Here is a 21,254-nt window from a genome sequence, read left to right as displayed (position 1 = left end):
GCTACTACCACGGCAACTCCTGGAGAACTCAAAGTTATGCGTTCGCCATAATACTTCGTTAGCGTCCTCCATAGCCGATGGCTGCCAAATTTTTTTTGACCTTTTCTGCAACCGACTGCATTCGGTAAGCCTCCTCATCATCGACCGCGTTACTTCGAAAATCGGCAAACCCAGCTCGCTTTAGAAATTGCGCCAAATCCCAAGCCTCTTGTTCGGATAACGGCACTCTCAAGCTTATTTCATTCGCATTAGCAGTCATTGCGCACCGGCCTTTTCCGAACTTGGAGATAATTCATTGCCATCAACCATTGAATCCTCGTCTTCCGAGATTCGTTCCGGCTCAGCCAACAGTCCCGACTCTTGCCTAGCCAATCTTACCTCTTCACCATGCCCTTGTTCATACGCTGCTTGATGCGCATGTCTTTCCATCGTCACAATTTTATTGGCTAGTCGCTGCAACCGTTGCTGCCACTGGTAACGGGCCTCGATGCAATGTTTGTTGGAGATGACCTGGCATAGCCACAAGGTGTCCATCACAATCATCAATTGATCCAGCAATCGAATCAACTCGACGAATTGCGCAATCTGCGGCGAGGCGATTTTCGCCACAAATTCCCTGGGGTGCGTGTATGTCGGTGTTTCGGTGATGCCGTTGTCGGCCTTGAGTTTTTCTAACCGTAGTTTTTCCTGCTGCAGTTGCTCCGCACATTCGGCAATCATCTGACCGACGATGCTTTCGATTTCATCAACGGTTTCTTCCCGACCGATAATGCGCAGGATCACGTCGATCGCATACAACGAAACCATCAACCGGTTATAGCTGTTACGGATGACGCGAATGGCTTGTTCGCTGTTGATGTTAAATGTGCGCTCGAATATCGGCCGACTGATATGAGGTCGCTTGCTTTTTTCCCGTACCTGTATTTCTGCCATGTCAGTACCTATTTGCATGATTTCATCAGGGGCGGATGATACGGCGTCTTTATTTCTGTCCTGTTCGCGAAATCGCGCTAATTATTGCGATTTCACGAACGACCTTTCGAAAAAATCTGCTCCAATAGCAACACCTTTCATGATGTGATTTTTCACATCTGAATCCGGCTTTGGTCGGCGTTCCGTTTTTAAGCGGCGACGGTGGTTAACCATCGGCGTGTCAGGTGCGTCAAGCCTGATGTGATGGTTGTGTTTTAGATTTTCATCCTGTCTGGGAGTGCGTATTCCTAGCCGGTAATGTGCCTGCCGGATGTGACTCATCGCCGCGCAGGTGGGTTTCATTTTCACTTGTCGGGCGCGGCCGATAGGAGGACATCATCATGGCCAATCGTGGTGTAAACAAAGTCATCTTGCTGGGCCGTCTCGGCGCCGATCCGGATATTCGCTATTTACCGAATAACGGCGGCAAAGTCGTGGCAGTGCGTTTGGCAACCAGTGAGGTTTGGAAAGATGCAAAAAACGCCAAACAGGAGCGTACCGAATGGCATCGGGTCGTGTTTTTTAAAAAACTGGCCGATACCGCCGGCGATCTGTTGAAGAAAGGCAGCAAGATCTATGTGGAAGGCGCTCTTCGCACCCAGCAATGGGATAAGAACGGCGAAAAGCGGTATCGCACGGAAGTGGTTGTGCATGAGTTGCAACTACTCGATCGCCCAACGGTGCCCGCCTCTGCAAACGGTTCCTCATCGAACCCGGCATCAGAAGACGCTGATTGGGATGACGAGTATGCCGATATGCCGCTCAACTAAACCCAGGCGATTCATGAGCTGCCGCAAGCGCGGGTAAATTTTAAATCACTGCCGACCAGTCTTCGCTGTTTCGGTATTTCAACCCAAAGGGGACGACTATTCCCCGTTGGGGCCATGGCGTTCCCTTTTTTTATTGAAGGAGACCCACCATGAACAATCAAAACCGAAACTATCAACCTAAGTCGCGCGACTTACCCATGCCGATGGCAGCCCAGCAAGGCTACGGCATATCGGAGCAGTCCTGGAAGGTATTGACGGAAGTGACTTTCCCTACAGCTAAAACCCCTGAAGCCATCCTGATGGCGCTGGACTATTGCAAGGCCCGCAAGCTCGACATCTTCAAAAAGCCGGTGCATATCGTACCGATGTGGAGTGCCGTTTTAGGCCGCAATGTCGAAACCGTCTGGCCGTCCATCATGGAAATCCAGACGACCGCGTCTCGTACCGGTGTTTGGGCCGGCATGGACAGACCCGTCTGGGGTCCTGATATCACCAAAACCTTTACCGGTCGCTACAAGGACGACAACGAGCAATGGCAGGAATCCAGTGTCACCGTGACCTTTCCCGAATGGGTGGCGGTTACTGTGTACCGGATTGTCGGCGGTAAACGTTGCGCCTTTACCGAGGAAGTCTATTGGCTCGAAGCCTACAGCACCGCCGGCGGCAAAAACTCGCAAGTGCCGACCGCCATGTGGATCAAACGCCCCAAAGGGCAATTGGCCAAATGCGGTAAAGCGGCATCCTTGCGTGCAGCCTTTCCGGAGGAATGCGGCTATGCCGCCGAGGAAATGGATGGCAAAACTCTTGACGATATTGCCGACGGTAACGTGATCGATGGCAGTGCCACGGTTGTGAATGCAGCCGAGGTTGGCAGCGTCGATCACGATTTTGGGGGCGATGCTGGCGATGATGCAAATCGTGTCATCGATCTGTCGCAAATCCATCCCAAGGTACAAAAGGCGGTCGCAGAACTGGTTAGACGTACTGCGGCGGCAGGAGCCTGGAAAGCCGCCTACGACTATGCCAATCAGAAGTTCAAAGGCATCGATCTGACCTTTGCCTTGGCCGAGTTAGACAAAGTATCGGAGGTTGAACCCAGGACCACACCGGCATTGGGACAATCTGAAGCGACGGCCATGCCGCCATTGTCACCGAAGGACATGGCTGTGACACAGGCGCGTCAGGCTTTGAGTACCAACCGTTAGTCATTTCAATCACATTCAATTACCACCCCTTCATGGCGTCATGACTCGCCCGTGTGGGGATTCATGATGCTCTGAGTTTTAGTTAAGGAGAGATCATGAATGCAATCGATCAATCGCTAAATCGGCTGCCCTGTCATACCGACTGGCGGCGTTACGACTCACCCACGGTGATTCGCCGACATGGGCGCGGCTTTTTAGAACGCAACTTTAAACCGGGCGTAGCCGTAGCAGAGGTCGACAAACCCTCTAAAGCGGAATTACACCATTTGGTGGAAAGTTTTGGCGGCTTGGTATTGCCAACTGCGGATGCCGTGTTGTTGCTATTTGCCGATTTCCATTGGGCCAAGCGCTGTGAACAGCATTTAACCCAACGCGGCGTGCCTTCGTTGCGGTTAGGCTGCCACATTCAGTTACCGGATGCCTGGCAATGAACGTCGTCGACGTTTCGCAACGGTCCACTGCATGGCGGCATTGGCGTTCACAAGGCGTCAGTGCCAGTGAAGCGGCTATTGTCATGAACCGCTCGCCCTACAAAAGCTATTGGCGGCTCTGGGCCGAGAAAATTGGCTTGGTACTGGAAGCCAGTCTGGACAACAACCCGTTGATCAGCGCTGGTATCCAGCAGGAGCCTGAAGCTTTGCAACGCTTCGAGGATAAACACGATCTGATGTTGTTGCCGCTTTGCGGCGAGTCGGAACAGTTTCCCTTGATGCGGGCATCGTTCGATGGCTTGACCGAAGCGAATGAACCGGTAGAAATCAAATGCCCCCACGAGACCACGTTTTTGGATGTAGTGTTGAATCGGGAAGCCTCGGCGGCCTATCAGTTGTATTGGTGCCAGGTGCAGCAGCAACTACTGGTGTCCGAAGCACAACGCGGCTTTTTGTTTTTCTACCACCAAGGCCAAGACGTAGAGTTTGAAATTCAACGCGATGAGACTTTTCTCATCGAACTGGTCGAGTCCGCGATGGATTTCTGGTCGGCGGTCAAATCGAAAAAGGAGCCGCCTAAGGACCCCGAACGCGATTTGTATTTGCCGCACGGTGAGGCGGAACGGCAATGGCAACAACTGGCGGCGACGTATCGGCAACGGGCGTTGACTATCTTGGATCTCAAAAGCCAACTCAACCAGTTGGAAGAGGAGCAGTCGCGCATTGAAGACACTTTGGTGGCGTTGATGGGCGATTACGTGGCTGCCGAGCATTCCGGGTTGCGGATCAGCCGTTTTCAAAGCCAGGGTGCCATCGATTACAAGGCGGCACTTCAAACCTTGCAACCGGATGTTCAGGCTTCGGCGCTGGAAGTCTATCGAAAACCGTCTGCCACGCGAGTCCGTGTGACCTGCCGGGACGACGACGGTAAACACGCCGAAGTCCCGTTCGATGCCCAAGCCTTGAAAGACCTGGCTGGCGTGGACTTTTGGTTTTGAGTTTGATGGTTCGTTTCACGACATCCTGTAACCCTGGTGGTTGCAGGGTGTCGCTTCATGGACAGGAACATACATTCGGTGCCGACGTGTCGGTTTTAGGCTGGGCTTTAAAAAAAAGTCCAACCCAAAACCCGCATCGTTCAGGCATTCCCTTCGTGGAATCCCGAATCCGGTTTCGACCGGCGTTCCGTTGTTAAGCGGCATGAGCGTTTGCCTCGTGTGCCAGGTGCGTCAAGCCTGGTGATTTTTGTTTGTCCCGTTGGGGTTCATTACCCCTGCGGGACTCGGTGACCCCTTTTAACCATTGAAGGAGGTCATTATGAATCACGACTTTTGGAAAACCTTGCATGGCTGGTTGAACGTTGCCCATAGCAACGACATTCAGGCCAAAAAGCGTTTGTTGCTGGAAATGCATCGTCAAATCTCGGACCCCGGTTTGAGAAGCGACATTCAGCGTATTGTGCGTTTGATGGATCGGGAGCTGTTGGCCCGCACCGAATGGGCGATGTACTGTGTGATGCAGTTGCGTTAACTATTTTTTATCCACCCTGGTTTACTAGGGTTTTAATCACCCGTTGGGGCTCATCACCCCTCGGGGCGGTGCGCCCCTTGTCATTTGAGGCTAGTCCTCGAGGAGCTCACCATGTATCAATCCTATTCAATTGCCGACACATTCGGCATACCTGCACCAGCCGCCATGAAAGTGGAAGGCTTTATCCCTGGACAAAATACCTATGTACCGGCACAAAAGCCCTATGTGTTTCGTAAGGATCACTTGCGAGATGTGTTGGCATTTTTAGGCGCGCACAATGGCGACGGCTTATACCTGACCGGCCCCACCGGTTCCGGTAAAACCTCGTTGTTGGAGCAAGTCGCGGCGCGCCTGCATTGGGGCGTACATTCAGTCACCGGTCACGGTCGACTGGAACTCAACGATTTGTTAGGTCAGTACATGCTGGTCGACGGCGGCGCGATGAAGTGGATCGATGGTCCGTTGACCCTGGCAGTCCGCCTAGGCCACGTGCTGTTGATCAACGAGATCGACGCCATTGATCCGGCCGAGTTAATCGGCTTGAATGAAATAGTCGAAGGGAAACCTCTAACAATTCCGCAGACCGGCGATGTGATTACCCCACATCCGAAATTCCGTTTGGTCGCCACCGGCAATAGTGCCGGGTCTGGTGATCAATCGGGATTGTATCAAGGGGTGTTGCGGCAAAACTTGGCGTTTTTGGACAGGTTCCGTTTGATGGAAGTCGGTTACCCCGAACCCGAAGACGAAATGAAACTGTTAGCCGATGTGGTGCCGACCATGCCGGAAACGGTGCGAGAAAGCATGATCAAAGTCGCCAATCAGATTCGTAAAGTCTTTGTCGGCGGCGCGGATGGCGGTGGCATGTTGTCGGTGACCTTATCCACGCGCGGATTAGTGCGTTGGGCATCATTGGTGGCCACCTTCAAAAGTGCCCCCAATGCCTTGGCGTATTCATTGGACCGGGCCTTGACCTTCCGAGCCGAACCCGCCGAACGCGAAGCGATTCATCGCATCGCCAAGGATGTGTTTGGCGATGACTGGCAGGTGTGACCATGGCAGCCTGGAATCTCTATCGTCATCGTAACGGTGACGGCAGTTCCAAAGACTGGGCGGTCAGGAGTAATTCGGATGGATCAATCACCACCCGTTGGGGCAAAACGGCAGATAGTTTGCCGGGCGTTAGCAACCGATACGGCGTTAAGCAGCGCGACATTGAACGACAAAAACAAGCCAAGGGCTATGTGTTGGTCGGCGCAGTGGATATCGATGTGAACGGCAATGTGGTGTTTCCGGGTAAGACTTCGGCTACACCATCACAATGGCCTGAATCTGATGAAAATCCCGTGTCTGTGCCGGCACAGCCAGTCGAGTCCTTGTATTGGACCATTAATTGCCATGCAAAGCGAGCTGTCCGAGTGGACTTGGGTATCGAGGTCAGGCGACTGATCGGGGTTATTCATTCCGTATCGGATCAGCACTCTAAGCCTAAAAAAGATTGGGATGGCTGGCAACTATGGATTGATGCCACCCTCAATGCCGAACCCTTTGAACTCAGTGGTCAGATCAAATCAGCCCATGGCGTTTTGCCCTGGCTGTATTTACTGGCACTGAAAACAAAAGGCTTTAAAGGCGTGGCGATTGATATTGCCACCGAAACTGCCCGAGACCTCTCGGTCGATCTGAAAGTTGAACAGGAGGTGCTAGCATTTTTCGGCACTGATCTTGACAGCATCCGGGACACCGCAGAAGTGCTAGGTCTGCTCAAACCCCGATTAAATCTGGCAGCGGCGATGTCCGACACGGACGACTGCTGGTTTTAACCGGTTTGTTATTTTCATTTAACCCGACAGGGGCACATCGGCCCCAGCGGGGATGGGTGTGCCTCTCATTTTAGGAGGTTCCCATGTCTCATGAAACGCAAATCATCTTAGACCGCGTGGTCTTGGTAAAAGTGGATGCCAATATTTACGGCGCCCGCAAGAAACTGAAAAAAGAAGACCTGGTGCTGGCCGATGGTAGCAAATTGCCGCCAGAGGATTTAGCCAGTTTAGGGTCTAAACGTTTGCTCGATCCGGACAAGCTGACGGTATTCAACCGCCTGAAGAAGGAAGCCGAACGCATTTGTTTACGCGTTGGCACCCGCTTTCTGGGTGGGTTTGCCGTACCGGTTGAGTCCGCTGCCAGCATTACCGCTGAACTGGAACGCATCGCGCTGGATTTTGCAGCGGCTAAAAACGAGTTTATTGCTGGCTACGATGCGGCAGTGACGGACTGGGTGATTCGCCATCCGGAGTTTGCCGACATCATCGAGCAAGCAGTGGATTCGATGGAGTTTGTCTCGACGCGGTTGTCGTTTGATTTTCTGGTGGTCAGTGTCGGATTACCCGAGAGCTTGCCACCGGCGGATGTTGCACGACTGGACAGCAAAATCGGTTCGCTCAGTGAGCAGATGTTCTACGAAATCTCCGTGGAAGCCAATCATCTCATCGAGCAGTCGTTGCTGGGCAAAGAGCAAGTCACGCGTAGCGCGTTACGGCCGATTCGCCGTATGCGAGACAAGCTCGATGGGCTGGGTTTTCTGGACTATCGGGTGGCACCAGTCGTCAGCACCATTGACGATCTATTGGCGAGAATCCCCACCAAAGGCGCCATTGAAGGCAGCATTTTGCAGGAGATTTTGGCCACGGCGATGCTGTTGTCCGATCCGGATAAAACCCGGCGGCACGGTGAAGGCTTGTTGGTTAATCAAACACCCGTGTTTGAAGAGACAGACGTTGATGAAACCTTCGAATACGCGGATTTAGAGCTATCAACGGTACCAACAGAAACAACAGTCTCAACCGAAGCAAAACCAGTCATCGCTGAATGCGTTTCAGACAGTCCTGATTTTACCGATCTGTTTGACGGCATCTTCGACGATGTACTTGAAGCGGAATCTTCGGCCGATGACTGGGCGCTTGAGGTCTTGCTGGATAAAAGCCATACCGACTTGGTAGCCGATACCGTTTCAGATGAATTCAGCCCTTCTGAGCATTCAGCAGAACCTGAAACGGTGACTGCAGGAAACAATGACGAGGAGGACGATTCTGACCAGGACTACTGGTTCTGATCTGAAGCCATTTAACACTTCACCCACTAGGGCAAATTCATGCCCCGCTGGGGTCTGGTTTGCCCTTTATTTAGGAGCACACCATGAAAAATAGAACCTTACACAACGCATTTCCCATCGTCGCGGCGGCCATTGGCAATCGCTTTGGCGTCAAAGTCAGTGTCGGCGGTGATAAAGCCGAAACCGATGGCCAAACCATATGGCTGCCGGCCTATGAGGGCGACGATGCGGATTATCAGGATTACGCCTGGGGAATGTTGGCCCACGAGGCGGCGCATATTCGTTATTCGGATTTTACGCTGCGCTTTGGGCATTCGGTATTACGTAGGCGCTTATGCGGTGCCATCGAAGATGTCCGCATCGAGCACGAACTGGCCAAGGACTTTCCGGGCACGCGGCTGACAATACGCACGGTGATTGAAAAGATGATTACCAAAGGCGACTTTGTCGCCAGCAATATCGATGATCATCCGGCCAATATTCTGTACAGCTTTGTCTTGAAGAGTCTGCGGGCCAGGGTGTTGGGTCAATCGGCGTTATTGCCATTGGTCGAGCAAACTGAAGTGGCACTGAAAGCGAATTTTCCGAAAGGTGCGGTAACACGTCTGAAAGGCTTATTGTCCGAAGTGCCGGAGGGTTTGCAATCGGAGAGTGATTGCCTGCAATTGACCGATCGCATCCTGACCATGATTGAGCAGGAATTCGAACAACAACGGCAGCGTAATCAAGCGCAACCAACGGCGGATGAGGAAACCACGCCTGAACCGGATGATCCGAATCAGGATGCTGAATCAAGCAATTCGGACGATTCGAGCGGCTTGGATTCCCAGGATGACATGGAGCCCGATGAACAGTTACCCAATGACACTGATGACGAATCGTCGTCAGAACCAGCCGGTAACGATGATTCGGCTCCTAAAAAAACTGACGATGAACCGGCAACGCCATCCGACAGTTCGACATCCACCCCGCAAGGTGAATATGAAGAAACTGCGGAGATTTCTGATCCGATGGGCGTCTTGCAAGCGCTATTGTCCGCCGGCGACGGGGACATCGAGCAGGATGTGTTTGAATCGCTGAAATCGGCCTTGTCGTTGGCGGCGGAAAACGTGTCGGAATTGCTGATACCCAGTGGCCACGAGCCACCCATGGACGACCGAGCCGGTGCGTCTTTGCTGCGTAAGGTGCAAGGCGAATCGGGAAAAATCCGTGCCGCGTTGCAAGGCCTGGTGCAATCGCAAACCTTAAACCGGTCGCAACATGCGTGTCGTGGACGGCGGCTGAATGGCAAGCGTTTACACCGCTTACCACTGGGCGAAACTAAGCTGTTTCAGCGTAAAGAGAACAAAGCGGCACCCAATACGGCGATCCATCTGTTACTCGATAAATCCGAAAGCATGGGATATCAGGTGACCGATAGCCAAGGCCAACCCATCGGATCGCGAATGCCGATTGCGTTGGAAGCCACCTTGGCACTCGCTTTGGCCTTTGAAGGCATTCCGGGGGTTAATCCTGGCGTGACCGCGTTTCCAGGCCATCACGATGACTCGGTTTTTCGTCTACTTGAACATGGTCAACGCGTGAATGCCCACACCGGTGCTTTTTCGCTGGCGGCTACGGGCAGTACGCCGATGACCGAAGCGATTTGGTTTGCTGCGGCGTCGCTACTGCGTTGCCGGGAACCCCGTAAGGTGTTGATGGTGATGACCGATGGTCAGCCCAACGAGTCACTGAGCACGCTGGAATTATTGCAACGCTGCCGGGATAGTGGCATTGAAACGGTCGGTGTCGGCTTGGGATTGGATGTCAGCCATCTGTTTCCGATTGCCATCACTATTAACGACCTTTCAGAGCTGAGAGCGCAATTGTTCGAACTCTCGAAATCGTTGTTGTTGGCGGCCTAAGGTCAGTCAATTATCCGTAGCCCAATCTTTAGGTATTAACCTGGCGATTGTGGCTATGGGTAGCTGATTGCAACCGCAGTTTGTCGAATGCACTCACTTCCTGGAGCCCATTCGACAAACAGACACTTCATGCGTTCTTTTATGAGCGCTGAATCCGACTTTGGTCGGCGTTCCGTCATTAGGCGGCGAGCAAGGTGTTTCCTTGATCGTGTCGGGTGCGTTAAGCCCGATGTAAATCGCAGTGGTATTTACCTGCTGCAAATCTAAAACCCGCTTCGGGCGACCATCGCCCGGCCGGGTGCTGTTCATTCGAAGTGTTTTCTTAAATTTTTAAAGGAGAACTTCAATGAACTTTATTTTCGGCATCATTATTTTGGCGATGTTCATCCTCGCCTTGCGAGTGATTTGGGCAACGGCGTTGCAACTATTGAATGCATTGAAACACGCAGCTCAAACGTTTCACCGCTATCGCGCGCAGCGTTTGGCACGACATCGGCTACCGGTCATCATGCCACGTAGTCGCGAGGACATGGATTGGTTGGCGATATCGGATTCGGTGCGTCAGGAAATTCAGAGTCGCAATCGTGAATCGAATCGCGAACTTGATCGCTTGGAACTTCAATATCAAGCCAAACAGAAAACAATCAAACTCTACGAGGCAGATATTGAAATCGCCAAATTGGAGCGGGAGCTTTTGAAAATCAAACCGACAATCGTCTCGGCGGAAAGCGAAGTTAAACCCCGTCGACGGTCTAAAAAAGTGGGCGAATCAGTCCTGGTAGATGAAAAATCCACCAAAACCGCCCAACAGGTTTTTCAATTGCGGGAAGCGCTGAAAGGTAACGCCAACGCCTTGCCGGTTAATCAGCAAGCCCGCCATTGAATACCCGCAACGTGGTTCTGGTTGCAGTATTGATACGGCGAATTGGAATCTCGTGTTGATTCGATTCATCAGCAAATACCCAGCTGCCTTCGGGCAATAGCGACAACAAATCGTTCTGGGTTTCCCGGCGAATTTGTCGAATCTTGTTTAGAAACGGCCAGGCTTGCTCTGGATTATCAACCCGCTTGAGCACGTCGGCTTCTAAAACATCCAATTTTTGGAAAATTTGTTGGCAATGTCGAACGACTTCCAATGGTTCGTCGACCGGAATCGCCATCGGTTTTCGACTTGGATACGGCTCCTCCGTCCGCTTAGGACTTAGGAAATCAAAAATGCGCAAAATATCGTCAAACATGGCAATTTCTCTGCTTTTTAATGAGTTTTAGTCACCATATACCGAATTTTGCGCGAATTCAACCCCGCTGTGCGAGCCGATTTTCGGCTTAAAGCAGCGTTTTTTACCTGCAGGAACCTCATCCTGCCGGGTGGTCGTTCCTGCGTTTTTTGGAGGACATGACCATGAAAACAATCAACCAACCCAGCGTTGGTGCAACCCCTGCCGAAATCAGCGCGGTTCGCTATCTGAATCAGTACCGCTGCCCTTACTGCCAGACCGAATGGGAGGATAGTTGGGATTGCGGGTGTAACGATCGCTGCCCGGATTGCAATAAAGAGATCGAGCCTTATGAAAGCACATCCATCGAGAGTGAATCGTCGGAAACCGAATTGCCAGTCGACGAACCTGCCTCAGCCAATGTCGCGGCGGCGGGGGTGAATCGGTTCTTCGTGGTTTCTTACGAAATCGACTATGTGCACCGGGTTTCGGTGGGTATCACTGCGGAGAGTTCCGAAGCGGCACAACAGATTTCTGAACAGGCATTCAACGATGCCACGATTTGGGATGACGCCACTGCCATGCCGTTATTGTCCGATGAATATCATGAATTGGAGGGTGAAAGCCTGGTCTGGGAATGCGTTGCCGTTGAACAATGGCCGGAACCGGATCATTCGGTACGGCAATTGAAGAAGGAACAAGCGGCCATGCGGGTTTGTCGGGGATTGGTTGAAGCCTATCAACAAGGCGAAGCCAACGGCGGCAGTATCGATTGGGAGGATGTGGATCAGTTAATACCTCTGGCATTTCAAGCCTTGGGAAAACCTGCTCTGGACATCCAATCCTGAAAAATGCGCGCTGAAATTTTTATGCGCACAATTTGTAAAAGCCTGAGTTAGCCAAGTCATTCGATTCGGCAATCATTTTTATCCACCCACACGGGAATGTCCTATTCCCGCTGGGGAATCGTGATGTTCCCGCTTTTTCATTGAGGACAACATCATGAATCAAATCTTTGAACACACCTTCGGCACGGGTCATTGCATTCAATATCAGCGTTTGCCATCCGGCACCTGTTATCACGCCGACACACCGGAGCCGGTGGTCGAGTTGTTGGAACAACTTCGCCATAGCCGGCGCAAAATCCGGTTGTATTACGGCGATACCCAAACCGGCCAGTCCTGGCACGATGAACACGATGTCATCGGCTGGATTGGTCGCTCGACCGGCACGATTAAAGTGCCGTTGTTGATCGAACCCGGCGATATCGGTGGTCCTGCCTTGCTGGATCAGTGCATCGTTCGTATCGATAGTCCGCGCCAAGTGCTTTACCAACACGATGAATTTCGGGTTGGCACAGTAGAACTGGTCAGAGGCGAGCTCAAACGCTTGCCCTGGGAAATCTGGATCGACGGCAGCGTGCATGCCCGGTTCAAAGTAAAAACCGAAGCCCGGCAGTATCAGGAATTCATTCAAGGTAAGCGGTTTGCGTTGATCTGACGCGCCGTTTTCATTGTTGACACTCGGTTAAGCCGAGTTTTTCACACTACCCCTGCGGGATGATTCTATCCCGTCAGGGTTGAATCGGTCGTCAGGGGCTTTTTTGGAGAAATACCATGACAGACCCTTATCAATATTACCCCACGCCAGAAGCACTGAGCCGTAAAGCTTGGGCGATGTTCAAGAACCAGCAATTCGCGCGGGTATTGGAGCCTTCAGCAGGCGAAGGACATTTGCTTCGTCCAGGACCCTACCAGTACGGTAAACGTTTGCCGATCGATTGCATTGAAATCGATATCCGCAAACACGCGGTTCTGCGCGATGAAGGCTATGCGGTGGTGGGGATGGATTTTCTGCAGTTTCAAAGCGGCAGTGTCTATTCTCACATCATCATGAATCCGCCGTTTGCCGAAGGCGCCAAACATGTGTTGAAGGCTTGGGAGATTTTATTTGACGGTGAAATCGTCGCCATTCTCAATGCCGAAACCGTGCGCAATCCGTTTTCGAAAGAACGCCAGCTGTTAGTACGATTGATCGAGCAGCACGGCGAGGTCGAGTTTTTATCGGAAATGTTCGCCGGCGAGGATGCCGAGCGCAAAACGCCGGTCGACGTGGCCCTGGTCTGGTTGAAAAAAACGTCGACCTTCGAACAGGACATCCTCGGCAGTATTCTGGGCGATTTGCGCCAGGATCGTCGGGAGGCCGACGATGTGGCGGGCGCGTTTCAATTGCCCCATGAGTTGGCCTTGCCGAATGCCTTCATCGATAACGCGGTGTTGATGTTCAATGCCGCGGTCGAAGCCGCTCGACAGGCCGTGGTCAGTGAAGCCCGTGCCAGCCGTTATCGGACCATGCTGGGTAAAACCCTCGGCGAACTGAGCGGTGGCGGTATCAGCAGTGAAGACGACTCGTCATCGGATGCGGTGAAGCGGACGCTGTTCAAACGCTATCACGATCTGAAGAATCGGGCCTGGGCCAGCATCTTACGCTCGATACAGGTCACTTCGCGCTTGTCATCGGCGGCGCAAAAACGCTTGGAGGCGGATTTTGAAACGGTGAAGTCCTTGGAATTTACCGTGCCGAATATCTACGGCTTTCTGCAAGGCATCATCGAGCAGCAAGGTGAAATTCAACTGAGCATGGTGTGTGATGTGTTTGATCTGATCACCCGCTATTACAGTGATAATGCGGTGTTTTACATGGGCTGGAAAAGCAATGATAAACATCGCACGCTGGGGATGCGGATCAAAACCACGCGTTTCGTTCTACCAGGGCACAAAGTGGAGTCTTATCAAAATAGCCTGAACTGGGAGTCGGAAAGACTGCTAGCCGACTTCGATAAGGTGTTTGCCTTGCTCGACGGCAAGACCGAAGCAGAAGTGAGTTTGGTGTCGGTGTTTCGACAGCATTTTCACGCGCTTCGGGTTGGAAAACGGATTGGTGGCAGTTATTTTGACGTTCGCTACTATCCGGGCGTTGGCACCATCCACTTTTTTCCGAAAAGCAAAACCTTGATCGACCGGATGAACCGTTGGGTTGGCCGTCAGCGCCGCTGGTTACCGCCTGCAGATACTCAAGCCGGACAAGGTTTCTGGCAGCAGTTCGAACAAGCGGAAAACCTCGATAAGGCGTTTCATACCGAAGTGAACAAGCAGTGTCCACACAGTAGCCGCCATGTCCATTTCGATCCCTTTTGGGCGATCAAGCACGGCGGCGAGTCGGAACGGGAAAGAGGCCATAGTCTGTTAACCCAGGCGATGAGCACGGTACTTGCCAGCCGAGGCATCGATCCCGATGCGGTATTGGAAAACGAACAATCCAGCTTGCTGGAATGGGCCAAGGCTCTACCATTGGATACAGACCTGGCTCTGGCATCGTAATCCGGTGTTATACAGGTCTTTAACTTAACCACTGGCCTAGCCAGTACTACCCGCCTCGGGGAGATGATCCGTTCTCCCCGTCGGGGTTGGACTGTGTCGTTTCCTCGGGGCTTTTTTATTCGAGGAACTCACATGAACACCACACAATTATCGGTAAACCCCGAAAAATTGATCAACAACTTACGCTTCAGCTTTACCCAGTCCACCACGGTACTGGGCGAACTGATGCAGAATGCCCGCCGCGCCGGCGCCAGGTTCATCAGCTTCGAGTATTCGGAAGATGCTCGAACCTTGACGCTGTGTGACGATGGCTGCGGCATCGCCTGTTTGAAAACGTTACTCACCGTAGCAGAGTCCGGCTGGGATGTTGAGGTCATCGAACGGGAACATCCGTTTGGACTGGGATTTTTGTCAGCCATTTTTGCCTGCGATGCCATCAGCGTCGACAGCAAAGGCGGTCGCTTTTCGGTGGATACGGCTGAGCTTTTGGCCTTCCAACCGATTGCGATCGAGCCAACTGACTGGAAAGGTATCACGCGTTTGACGTTGACCCAGTTCAAACCGGAAGCGGATCAGATCGAATCCCAGTTGCGTCGCTTGGCGCGGGGATTTCCGATTGAAGTGCGCTTTAACGGTGTCAGCCTGGATCGGCCGCGAGCGATCACATCAACATTACCGTTCATCAAGACCGAACTGGGCGATCTTTACTTGTATGGCTTGTCCCAGGGCGAAGACTGGTTGCGGCAAACGGAGTATTTTCATCTGTATCTGCAAGGTTTACCGGTCTACCACAGTCACCATGAACGAGACCCCGGTCATGTCATTCACTTGGATTCAAGCCGGTATTTCGCGCGGTTGCCAGATCGGGATAAATTGATCGATGAAGCGCAGGTCATTGCCGAGGTCAAACAGGTTCTGCAAGGGGAAGCCAGGCAGCGACTGGACGTGATCAAGAGCCAGCTATCGGCGGAGGACTTTGTACAGGGCTATGACACCCTGAAAACATACCGCTGCCTGGATTTATTGAATGACGTGCCGTTATTGCCGAAACAGGTATTGGCCATCATTCAGGATTATCCGATCAAGGAAGGTTGCAGCAGCGTGAATTTGGCAGTGGATTCGCAGCCGGTCAGTCGAAGTGATGTGGAAAACGGCCTTGTCAAAGTTGCCGACTTGGATGATCTCGATGAGGTCGGTGGGCTACGCTGGATGTTTGCCTGGCACCGCGATTATCGGGTATTTCGGCCGGGGCTAGATGCCAAGCATTGGCTATTTTCGTATCTGGTCGATTTGAACGGGCCGGCAATCACCTTGGACATCGTCAACGAAACGCACCGCGCTTTTTTTGAAGGGCAATGGGTGAATGGTCAGGCGGTATTTTGTGAAAAATACCGGTTAACCCTGAATGGCGAGTCTGTCGACATCGATAACGATGCCTTGTATGACGAGGATCAGGACCGCTTCATTGTACCCAGTCGGGAGACATCCGGTTTGGTGATTTGCCAGGCATCGTCCTACTACGACGAATGGGATACGTTCATGGAATCCGCCAAGGAAGCCGATGAATGGGATTTTCATAACTTCGTGGTGGCCAATACGGCGGATAAACCCGCGGATGCATTGCAACGACTGCTGCCGAAATTTGGTAGTTGTCCGGCGCTGTTTTCCAGGACCTTTCAAATCGTGCTTGGCAATAGTGGCGATGTCGTCACCGTTGCGGAAATGTAGTCGAAACCCAATCGGGCCGATGGTCGCGGCTGTGTTAGCCCGTGGCTTTTGGCTGGTTTTCTGGCGAACGACCATTTAACAAGCACGCATTCCAAAACACCTGACGCAGTACTGGCGTCAGCTTAAGCGTCTTTAGCGAAATGTGTTCTGCCGACGGTCAACGCCTGCAGACATCGCTGACGATGCTTTGAATATTCTTACAACCCTTCCGGAGAAAGTCCACTCCGCAAGGGGCTGCTTTCTCCAAATTTTATGATTACGGGAGAAAGCCCATGTTATACATTCGAGGAACCAATAATCGTTACCGTATGGCCGATGAACAGGATGTCATCTTAGAGGCCATTCAGATCTACAACCGCACTTTTAGTCGAGGCGAAGCCTTGACCAGTCCGGACAAGGCGAAGGACTGTATCAAGTTAAAATTGGCGCCGTATGAGCACGAAGTATTTGTGTGTCTGTTCTTGGACAATCAACACCGCGTCATCGCTTGCGATGAATTATTCCGGGGGACGATTGATGGCGCTAGCGTGTATCCGCGCGAAGTGGTCAAGGCCTCGTTGCACTATAATGCTGCGGCGCTAATCATGGCGCATAACCACCCGTCGGGGATCAGCGATCCCAGTCAGGCCGATCGCGTGATTACAGCAAAACTTAAAGAAGCCTTGGCCTTGATTGACGTTCGCGTACTTGATCACTTCATCGTCGGCGAAACCGTGTATTCATTCGCTGAACATGGCTTGTTGTGAAAAGGTATTAGTGCCGAGACTATTCATCGGTATCCAAGGCAACCCTATGTATCAACGAAGTTGAGTAATGTATTCGCCATCGGTAACCATGAGGCGGCATTGATGCGACTTCGTTAAATGATATAAAACCCACGTCTCCCCAGAATCAGATGCTAAACATTGGCCTGGTTTCTGGGGAGACTTGCTCGGGAGGGGGCGGTTAGTGACCTAAACCGGCTTTTATGGTAATTTTTTGATTGGCAGGATAATTCCACTTGCCTGTCGTTGAGATAAATTCCTACTTGTTTTCAGTCTCCATAAGCGCATTACAAAAACTTCGCTTAGGTTTATAAAAAAAGGCCGGCAATGCCGGCCTTTTTTTTCGCCATTTAACGTCTAGGCGGACGACGTCTGTGTTGGCACACAGTTTCCCAGTTGCCGAAACGACGGCGACGGTATCTGCGTACCTGCACAGTTTTTGCGTAAATTGCCATGACAATCTCCAAAAAATGTTGGATAGGCAATAGACAAAATCGTGTCATCCGCTATACTTCCCACGGTTTTCACATGACCACGACGGCGAAGGGGAACCTATACCACCCAATGCCTTGGCAAGAGACATTTGCAGTGTCATCAAGCCTAAAAAAAGGGCAAAAGTTAGCGCTTTTGCCCTTTATCCTTTTCCAAATCGACATTTTGCTGCCGAATACGAAATTCCAAATGTGCTGGATACCTCTTCAATAGATACGCACTGTTTCAAATACACATCATCAATTAAAAATCCAGATGCGAAAGTGTCTGCTTGCCACTCGCTATCGAGATAAAGCTTAGGCTGTTCGTCAGGTTCAAATCTTGCGAACTGCACACCAGGGTGTAAAAAAAGATGCCCCAATTCATGCGCCATCGTGAATCTGTCGCGTCCAACACCTTTGCAGGCTCCATTATAGACATCTTCTCGAATCTGGATTAATCGCTTATTTGGGTCTGTTCTCCCTTCATCATTATCAATCTCATCAGCGATTACTATTTCATAATTGAACCGATCCAATAATTCCGGCAGCACTTCGTATATGTTTTCGATAAGCACATATGGCCCATCAAGCTGAAATGCAGATCTCAAATCACGGGCGATTTTATAAATACTAGCTTTACTTCGTGGTGGTACTTTGCTGCCTAAATTTCTCATTATTTCTCCTTGTTGAGAATTGACTTAATCCTTGCTACTTGGTCGTCAGAAAGCTCTGAAAAGCTTCTGGCAAATATGGTCGCAAGTTCGTTTGATGCCGCGTTAGATTCGGCGAGGTTTATCCTTACTTCTTTTTTTGTTTGATCGGCCAATTTCAAAAAACGAGATTTTGCATTCTTAATAAATTCGTAATTTGTTGCCAGCGTTTCAACATAGTCATCCGGGACTGGCTTTTTCCCATTCTCCATCGCAGATAAAAATGCAGACGAAACCCCGGTCGCCTGAGCCATATCGAATAAGGTAATACCCAAGTCGATCCTTAGTTTTCTAATTTCTTTACCAAATTCAGTCAACATACATACGCTCCTCCAGTCAAATTACGGCCTCAATGCGGACCTCTCACAATCATGAAAAATATTATCATGTTAGAAGTAAATATTCAACCTAAGTGGTTAATATTTTTCATAAGAATGTTTAAACATAGAATTCAAAGACCAACATCCATTGATTCCACTGTCAATCCATCGACCCGGCTGAACGCATAGCGGATTTTTCTTGTTCCCAGGCAGTCTGTAGCATGCTGTTAGGTAACGAACCGCACGGAACGGAGTTGATGAATCGGCAATTGGAAAGCCTAACAAGGTATGCTGTGCGAACCCTACATCTGGATTTTGATGCAAACCATTCATTGTCGGCAATGGGGCCAGATTGAAGTCGGTGACAGAAGATCTTTGTACTGCAGGTGTTGGCCGATTTCGACGAGTACAGCGTAAAGATAACTTAGTGTTTTGGTGCTCTTATCATCCAAGTATGTAAGGCTAACGAGATGGCTGTTTCGTTTTTGTGTTGCATTTTTCTACACAAATTTATATGCTGAGCTTGAATAAAGTGGAGTATGAACATGAAACAAATGCAAACTAGAGAAGCGACTCCTGTTTCCATCAATATCCGTGCCAAGGCCAGGCAGCGCGATATCATCGATCAAGCCGCTGAGCGTCTAGGCCGCAGTCGATCAGACTTTATGTTGGAAGCCGCCTGTCGCGCGGCAGAAGATGTACTGCTAGATCAGGCATTTTTCGCAGTCGATGACGGCACATTTGCACAATTTCAAGCGTTGCTCGATCACCCCTTACCGCCAACCGATAAGCTTCGCCGGTTAATTAAGACAAAAGCGCCTTGGGATAAATGACTACACTAGAACTGTCTCCCCCAGAACCAATCATGTCAGATCATCGGTTATTGGATTTCGATTGCGGGGATATGTCGCTGAATGATTGGCTCAAAAAACGCGCACTCAAAAACCATATGGCAGGAGCTTCGCGTTGCTTTGTAGTAACTGCTGGCATGGATGTTCTTGCTTACTACTGCCTGTCTGCCGGTGCAATCAGCCATGAGGCTTCGCCCAAAGCCATGCGACGGAACATGCCCAATCCTTTGCCAGTATTGCTGCTCGGTCGACTAGCTGTCGACAATCGATATCATAACCAAGGGATTGGCAAAGCGCTGTTACGCGATGCAATGATACGGGCAGTCAACGTCTCAGGGGATGCGGGAGTATTCGCTATATTGGTTCATGCCCTGTCCGAACCAGCCAAACAGTTTTATCTTTCACAGGGATTTGTGGAGTCACCTTTGCAAGCAATGACCTTGATGATGACGTTAGAGACGGTTCGGGAAGTTTTGGCTGAATCTGACTGAGAATTCATTTGTAGCGTTTTTACCGCCGGCTCCTTGTACGTTGAATGTCAAAGGTCCTTGATAAACCACGTCAGCTCACTGTGTTTGATCAACATCCATCGCAATCGTTACAGTGTGCCCGCGCAATGGGCTAATCAGGTGGTATCGGTGCGTGTTACAGCAAGCAAAATACGCATGGTCGCCAATGGTCAAGTCATCGCCGAACATGATCGTCGCTTCGGGCGTGACCAACTGATCTGCGATCCCTGGCATTATTTGCCGGTACTGGAAAAGAAGCCTGGTGCACTACGACACGGCGCACCGTTTGTGACCTGGGATTTGCCGGTGCCGATCAAGGTCGTACGCGACCGCATTCTCAAGCAAGACAAAGGCGATAGAGCGTTTGTTGATCTGCTGTTAATGGCTCGTGATCTGGGCGATGCAGGATTGGATGCCCTGGAAGTGGCTTGCGATCTTACCCTGCAAACCGGCGTGATCAGCGCCGCTATTGTCCTCAACGAGATGCGTCGACTCACGGAAGAAGCCAAACCCAAAGCACTGGATGCTACTGCGATTTCACTACCGACACTGAAAATCGAGCCCATGGCTGATTGCAGCCGTTACGATGCGTTACGGAGCGAACATCATGTCCATTGATCGTGCACTGCAACTGAAAACGCTGCATTTGTATGGTATGGCGGCGGCCTGGGGTGAATGGCAAGCCGAATACAGCAACCAGCAAAAACCGGTGATGCCCGAAGTATGGCTGGATCGTTTGATCGCCGCTGAACAAGCCGATCGTCAGGCCCGCAGCCTCAACTATCAACTCAAGGCGGCCCGTTTTCCCATTCATCGCGATTTATTAAAGATCGACTGGACAGAGACACCACTACAGCAGGCTCGTATCGAGCAATTGGCGACCGGTGGCTTCATGGAGCAGGCGTATAACCTGATCCTGGTCGGGGGGACGGGTACGGGCAAAACCCACTTGGCTACAGCCATGGGCATAGCCGCCATCCATCAAGGCAAACGCGTTCGTTTCTATAACGCCGTTGATCTGGTTAACCAATTGGATAAGGAAAAACAACAAGGTAAGGCTGGCAATTTGGCCAAGCAACTGACGGCGATGGATGCCGTTATCCTGGATGAACTGGGTTATCTACCGTTTCCAGCATCAGGCGGGGCTTTGCTGTTTCACTTGATCAGTCAGCTCTATGAGAAAACCTCACTGATCATCACCACCAATCTGAACTTCGCCGAATGGGTACAAGTGTTCGGTGATGCCAAGATGACCACGGCACTCCTAGATCGAATTACTCATCATTGCGACATCTTGGAAACCGGCAACGATTCTTATCGTTTTAAACACCGGAAAAAGGCGGTGGAAAACCAATAACCCTATAAGTTAACTGGAAAC

General features: G+C 51.2%; 25 protein-coding genes. 19 read left to right on the top strand and 6 right to left on the bottom strand.

Annotated features, from left to right (window positions below; genetic code table 11):
- Positions 1-58: 58 nt before the first annotated feature.
- From ACR02O_RS22810 to ACR02O_RS22800, 3 genes are all read right to left on the bottom strand, one after another.
- Complete coding sequence (locus ACR02O_RS22810; RefSeq protein WP_494522460.1) at positions 59-259, bottom strand: DUF7706 family protein; 201 nt, start codon at positions 257-259, stop codon at positions 59-61.
- A complete protein-coding gene (locus ACR02O_RS22805; protein WP_494522459.1) occupies positions 256-933 on the bottom strand; it encodes a hypothetical protein in 678 nt (225 codons plus the stop codon). Before ACR02O_RS22805 ends, ACR02O_RS22810 begins: the two co-directional genes overlap by 4 nt.
- 81 nt (positions 934-1,014) lie before the next feature.
- Positions 1,015-1,275, bottom strand: a complete 261-nt coding sequence (locus tag ACR02O_RS22800) for a hypothetical protein (protein WP_494522458.1) — start codon at positions 1,273-1,275, stop codon at positions 1,015-1,017.
- Positions 1,276-1,313: 38 nt separating this feature from the next.
- On the opposite strand from ACR02O_RS22800, the gene ssb reads away from it, so the two are divergent.
- From ssb to ACR02O_RS22750, 10 genes are all read left to right on the top strand, one after another.
- A complete protein-coding gene (gene ssb, locus ACR02O_RS22795) occupies positions 1,314-1,742 on the top strand; it encodes a single-stranded DNA-binding protein (protein ID WP_494522457.1) in 429 nt (142 codons plus the stop codon).
- A gap of 149 nt (positions 1,743-1,891) precedes the next feature.
- Positions 1,892-2,947, top strand: a complete 1,056-nt coding sequence (gene bet / locus ACR02O_RS22790) for a phage recombination protein Bet (protein WP_494522456.1) — start codon at positions 1,892-1,894, stop codon at positions 2,945-2,947.
- Positions 2,948-3,042: 95 nt separating this feature from the next.
- Positions 3,043-3,378 (top strand): hypothetical protein, encoded by a 336-nt coding sequence (locus ACR02O_RS22785; RefSeq protein ID WP_494522455.1) that lies wholly within the window; start codon positions 3,043-3,045, stop codon positions 3,376-3,378.
- Positions 3,375-4,376 (top strand): YqaJ viral recombinase family nuclease, encoded by a 1,002-nt coding sequence (locus ACR02O_RS22780; RefSeq protein ID WP_494522454.1) that lies wholly within the window; start codon positions 3,375-3,377, stop codon positions 4,374-4,376. The genes ACR02O_RS22785 and ACR02O_RS22780 overlap by 4 nt, the downstream gene beginning before the upstream one ends.
- Positions 4,377-4,695: 319 nt before the next feature.
- Positions 4,696-4,908 (top strand): hypothetical protein, encoded by a 213-nt coding sequence (locus ACR02O_RS22775; RefSeq protein WP_494522453.1) that lies wholly within the window; start codon positions 4,696-4,698, stop codon positions 4,906-4,908.
- A 111-nt stretch (positions 4,909-5,019) separates the two neighbouring features.
- Positions 5,020-5,961, top strand: coding sequence for an AAA family ATPase (locus ACR02O_RS22770; RefSeq protein ID WP_494522452.1), 942 nt, complete (start codon positions 5,020-5,022; stop codon positions 5,959-5,961).
- Between the two features lie 2 nt (positions 5,962-5,963).
- Positions 5,964-6,731 (top strand): hypothetical protein, encoded by a 768-nt coding sequence (locus ACR02O_RS22765; RefSeq protein WP_494522451.1) that lies wholly within the window; start codon positions 5,964-5,966, stop codon positions 6,729-6,731.
- An 83-nt stretch (positions 6,732-6,814) separates the two neighbouring features.
- Positions 6,815-8,020: a DUF3150 domain-containing protein gene (locus ACR02O_RS22760; protein WP_494522450.1), complete on the top strand. Its 1,206-nt coding sequence runs from the start codon at positions 6,815-6,817 to the stop codon at positions 8,018-8,020.
- Positions 8,021-8,103: 83 nt separating this feature from the next.
- Positions 8,104-9,924, top strand: a complete 1,821-nt coding sequence (locus ACR02O_RS22755; RefSeq protein WP_494522449.1) for a VWA domain-containing protein — start codon at positions 8,104-8,106, stop codon at positions 9,922-9,924.
- 346 nt (positions 9,925-10,270) lie between these two features.
- On the top strand, positions 10,271-10,807 hold the full coding sequence (locus ACR02O_RS22750) for a hypothetical protein (RefSeq protein WP_494522448.1): 537 nt from the start codon (positions 10,271-10,273) through the stop codon (positions 10,805-10,807).
- Here the strand turns inward: ACR02O_RS22750 and ACR02O_RS22745 are convergent.
- Entirely contained in the window at positions 10,785-11,162 is a 378-nt protein-coding gene (locus ACR02O_RS22745) for a hypothetical protein (RefSeq protein ID WP_494522447.1), read from the bottom strand. The genes ACR02O_RS22750 and ACR02O_RS22745 overlap by 23 nt on opposite strands.
- A 164-nt stretch (positions 11,163-11,326) precedes the next feature.
- Here ACR02O_RS22745 and ACR02O_RS22740 point away from each other — a divergent pair, with 164 nt between their 5' ends.
- The 5 genes from ACR02O_RS22740 to radC all read left to right on the top strand — a co-directional run bounded on the left by ACR02O_RS22740 (position 11,327) and on the right by radC (position 16,995).
- Positions 11,327-11,989 (top strand): hypothetical protein, encoded by a 663-nt coding sequence (locus ACR02O_RS22740; protein WP_494522446.1) that lies wholly within the window; start codon positions 11,327-11,329, stop codon positions 11,987-11,989.
- A gap of 154 nt (positions 11,990-12,143) precedes the next feature.
- Positions 12,144-12,641, top strand: a complete 498-nt coding sequence (locus ACR02O_RS22735) for a hypothetical protein (protein ID WP_494522445.1) — start codon at positions 12,144-12,146, stop codon at positions 12,639-12,641.
- 116 nt (positions 12,642-12,757) lie between these two features.
- Positions 12,758-14,521, top strand: coding sequence for a DUF4942 domain-containing protein (locus tag ACR02O_RS22730; RefSeq protein WP_494522444.1), 1,764 nt, complete (start codon positions 12,758-12,760; stop codon positions 14,519-14,521).
- Positions 14,522-14,653: 132 nt separating this feature from the next.
- The gene (locus ACR02O_RS22725; protein WP_494522443.1) at positions 14,654-16,249 is read left to right on the top strand and encodes a hypothetical protein; all 1,596 of its coding nucleotides are present in this window, start codon (positions 14,654-14,656) and stop codon (positions 16,247-16,249) included.
- 272 nt (positions 16,250-16,521) lie between these two features.
- Positions 16,522-16,995: a RadC family protein gene (gene radC / locus ACR02O_RS22720; protein ID WP_494522442.1), complete on the top strand. Its 474-nt coding sequence runs from the start codon at positions 16,522-16,524 to the stop codon at positions 16,993-16,995.
- A 652-nt stretch (positions 16,996-17,647) separates the two neighbouring features.
- On the opposite strand, the gene ACR02O_RS22715 is transcribed toward radC, so the two are convergent.
- Together ACR02O_RS22715 and ACR02O_RS22710 are read right to left on the bottom strand one after the other, a co-directional pair.
- Entirely contained in the window at positions 17,648-18,160 is a 513-nt protein-coding gene (locus ACR02O_RS22715) for an ImmA/IrrE family metallo-endopeptidase (RefSeq protein WP_494522441.1), read from the bottom strand.
- On the bottom strand, positions 18,160-18,516 hold the full coding sequence (locus tag ACR02O_RS22710; RefSeq protein WP_494522440.1) for a helix-turn-helix domain-containing protein: 357 nt from the start codon (positions 18,514-18,516) through the stop codon (positions 18,160-18,162). Before ACR02O_RS22710 ends, ACR02O_RS22715 begins: the two co-directional genes overlap by 1 nt.
- 545 nt (positions 18,517-19,061) lie before the next feature.
- Between ACR02O_RS22710 and ACR02O_RS22705 the strand changes: the two genes are divergently transcribed.
- The 4 genes from ACR02O_RS22705 to istB are packed head-to-tail and all read left to right on the top strand — an operon-like array spanning position 19,062 to position 21,233.
- Positions 19,062-19,349 carry a type II toxin-antitoxin system TacA family antitoxin gene (locus tag ACR02O_RS22705; RefSeq protein ID WP_494522439.1) on the top strand — a complete coding sequence of 96 codons (288 nt, stop codon included), beginning with the start codon at positions 19,062-19,064 and terminating at the stop codon, positions 19,347-19,349.
- On the top strand, positions 19,346-19,858 hold the full coding sequence (locus ACR02O_RS22700; RefSeq protein ID WP_494522438.1) for a GNAT family N-acetyltransferase: 513 nt from the start codon (positions 19,346-19,348) through the stop codon (positions 19,856-19,858). The genes ACR02O_RS22705 and ACR02O_RS22700 overlap by 4 nt, the downstream gene beginning before the upstream one ends.
- A gap of 33 nt (positions 19,859-19,891) precedes the next feature.
- Positions 19,892-20,494 carry a Mu transposase domain-containing protein gene (locus tag ACR02O_RS22695; protein WP_494522437.1) on the top strand — a complete coding sequence of 201 codons (603 nt, stop codon included), beginning with the start codon at positions 19,892-19,894 and terminating at the stop codon, positions 20,492-20,494.
- Positions 20,484-21,233, top strand: coding sequence for an IS21-like element helper ATPase IstB (gene istB / locus ACR02O_RS22690; protein WP_494522436.1), 750 nt, complete (start codon positions 20,484-20,486; stop codon positions 21,231-21,233). Before ACR02O_RS22695 ends, istB begins: the two co-directional genes overlap by 11 nt.
- Positions 21,234-21,254: the final 21 nt, after the last annotated feature.

This window comes from Methylomonas sp. PHL2-19, assembly GCF_059331595.1.
The sequence above is the reverse complement of the archived record's forward strand: the minus strand, read 5'-3'. Positions and strand labels throughout refer to the sequence as shown.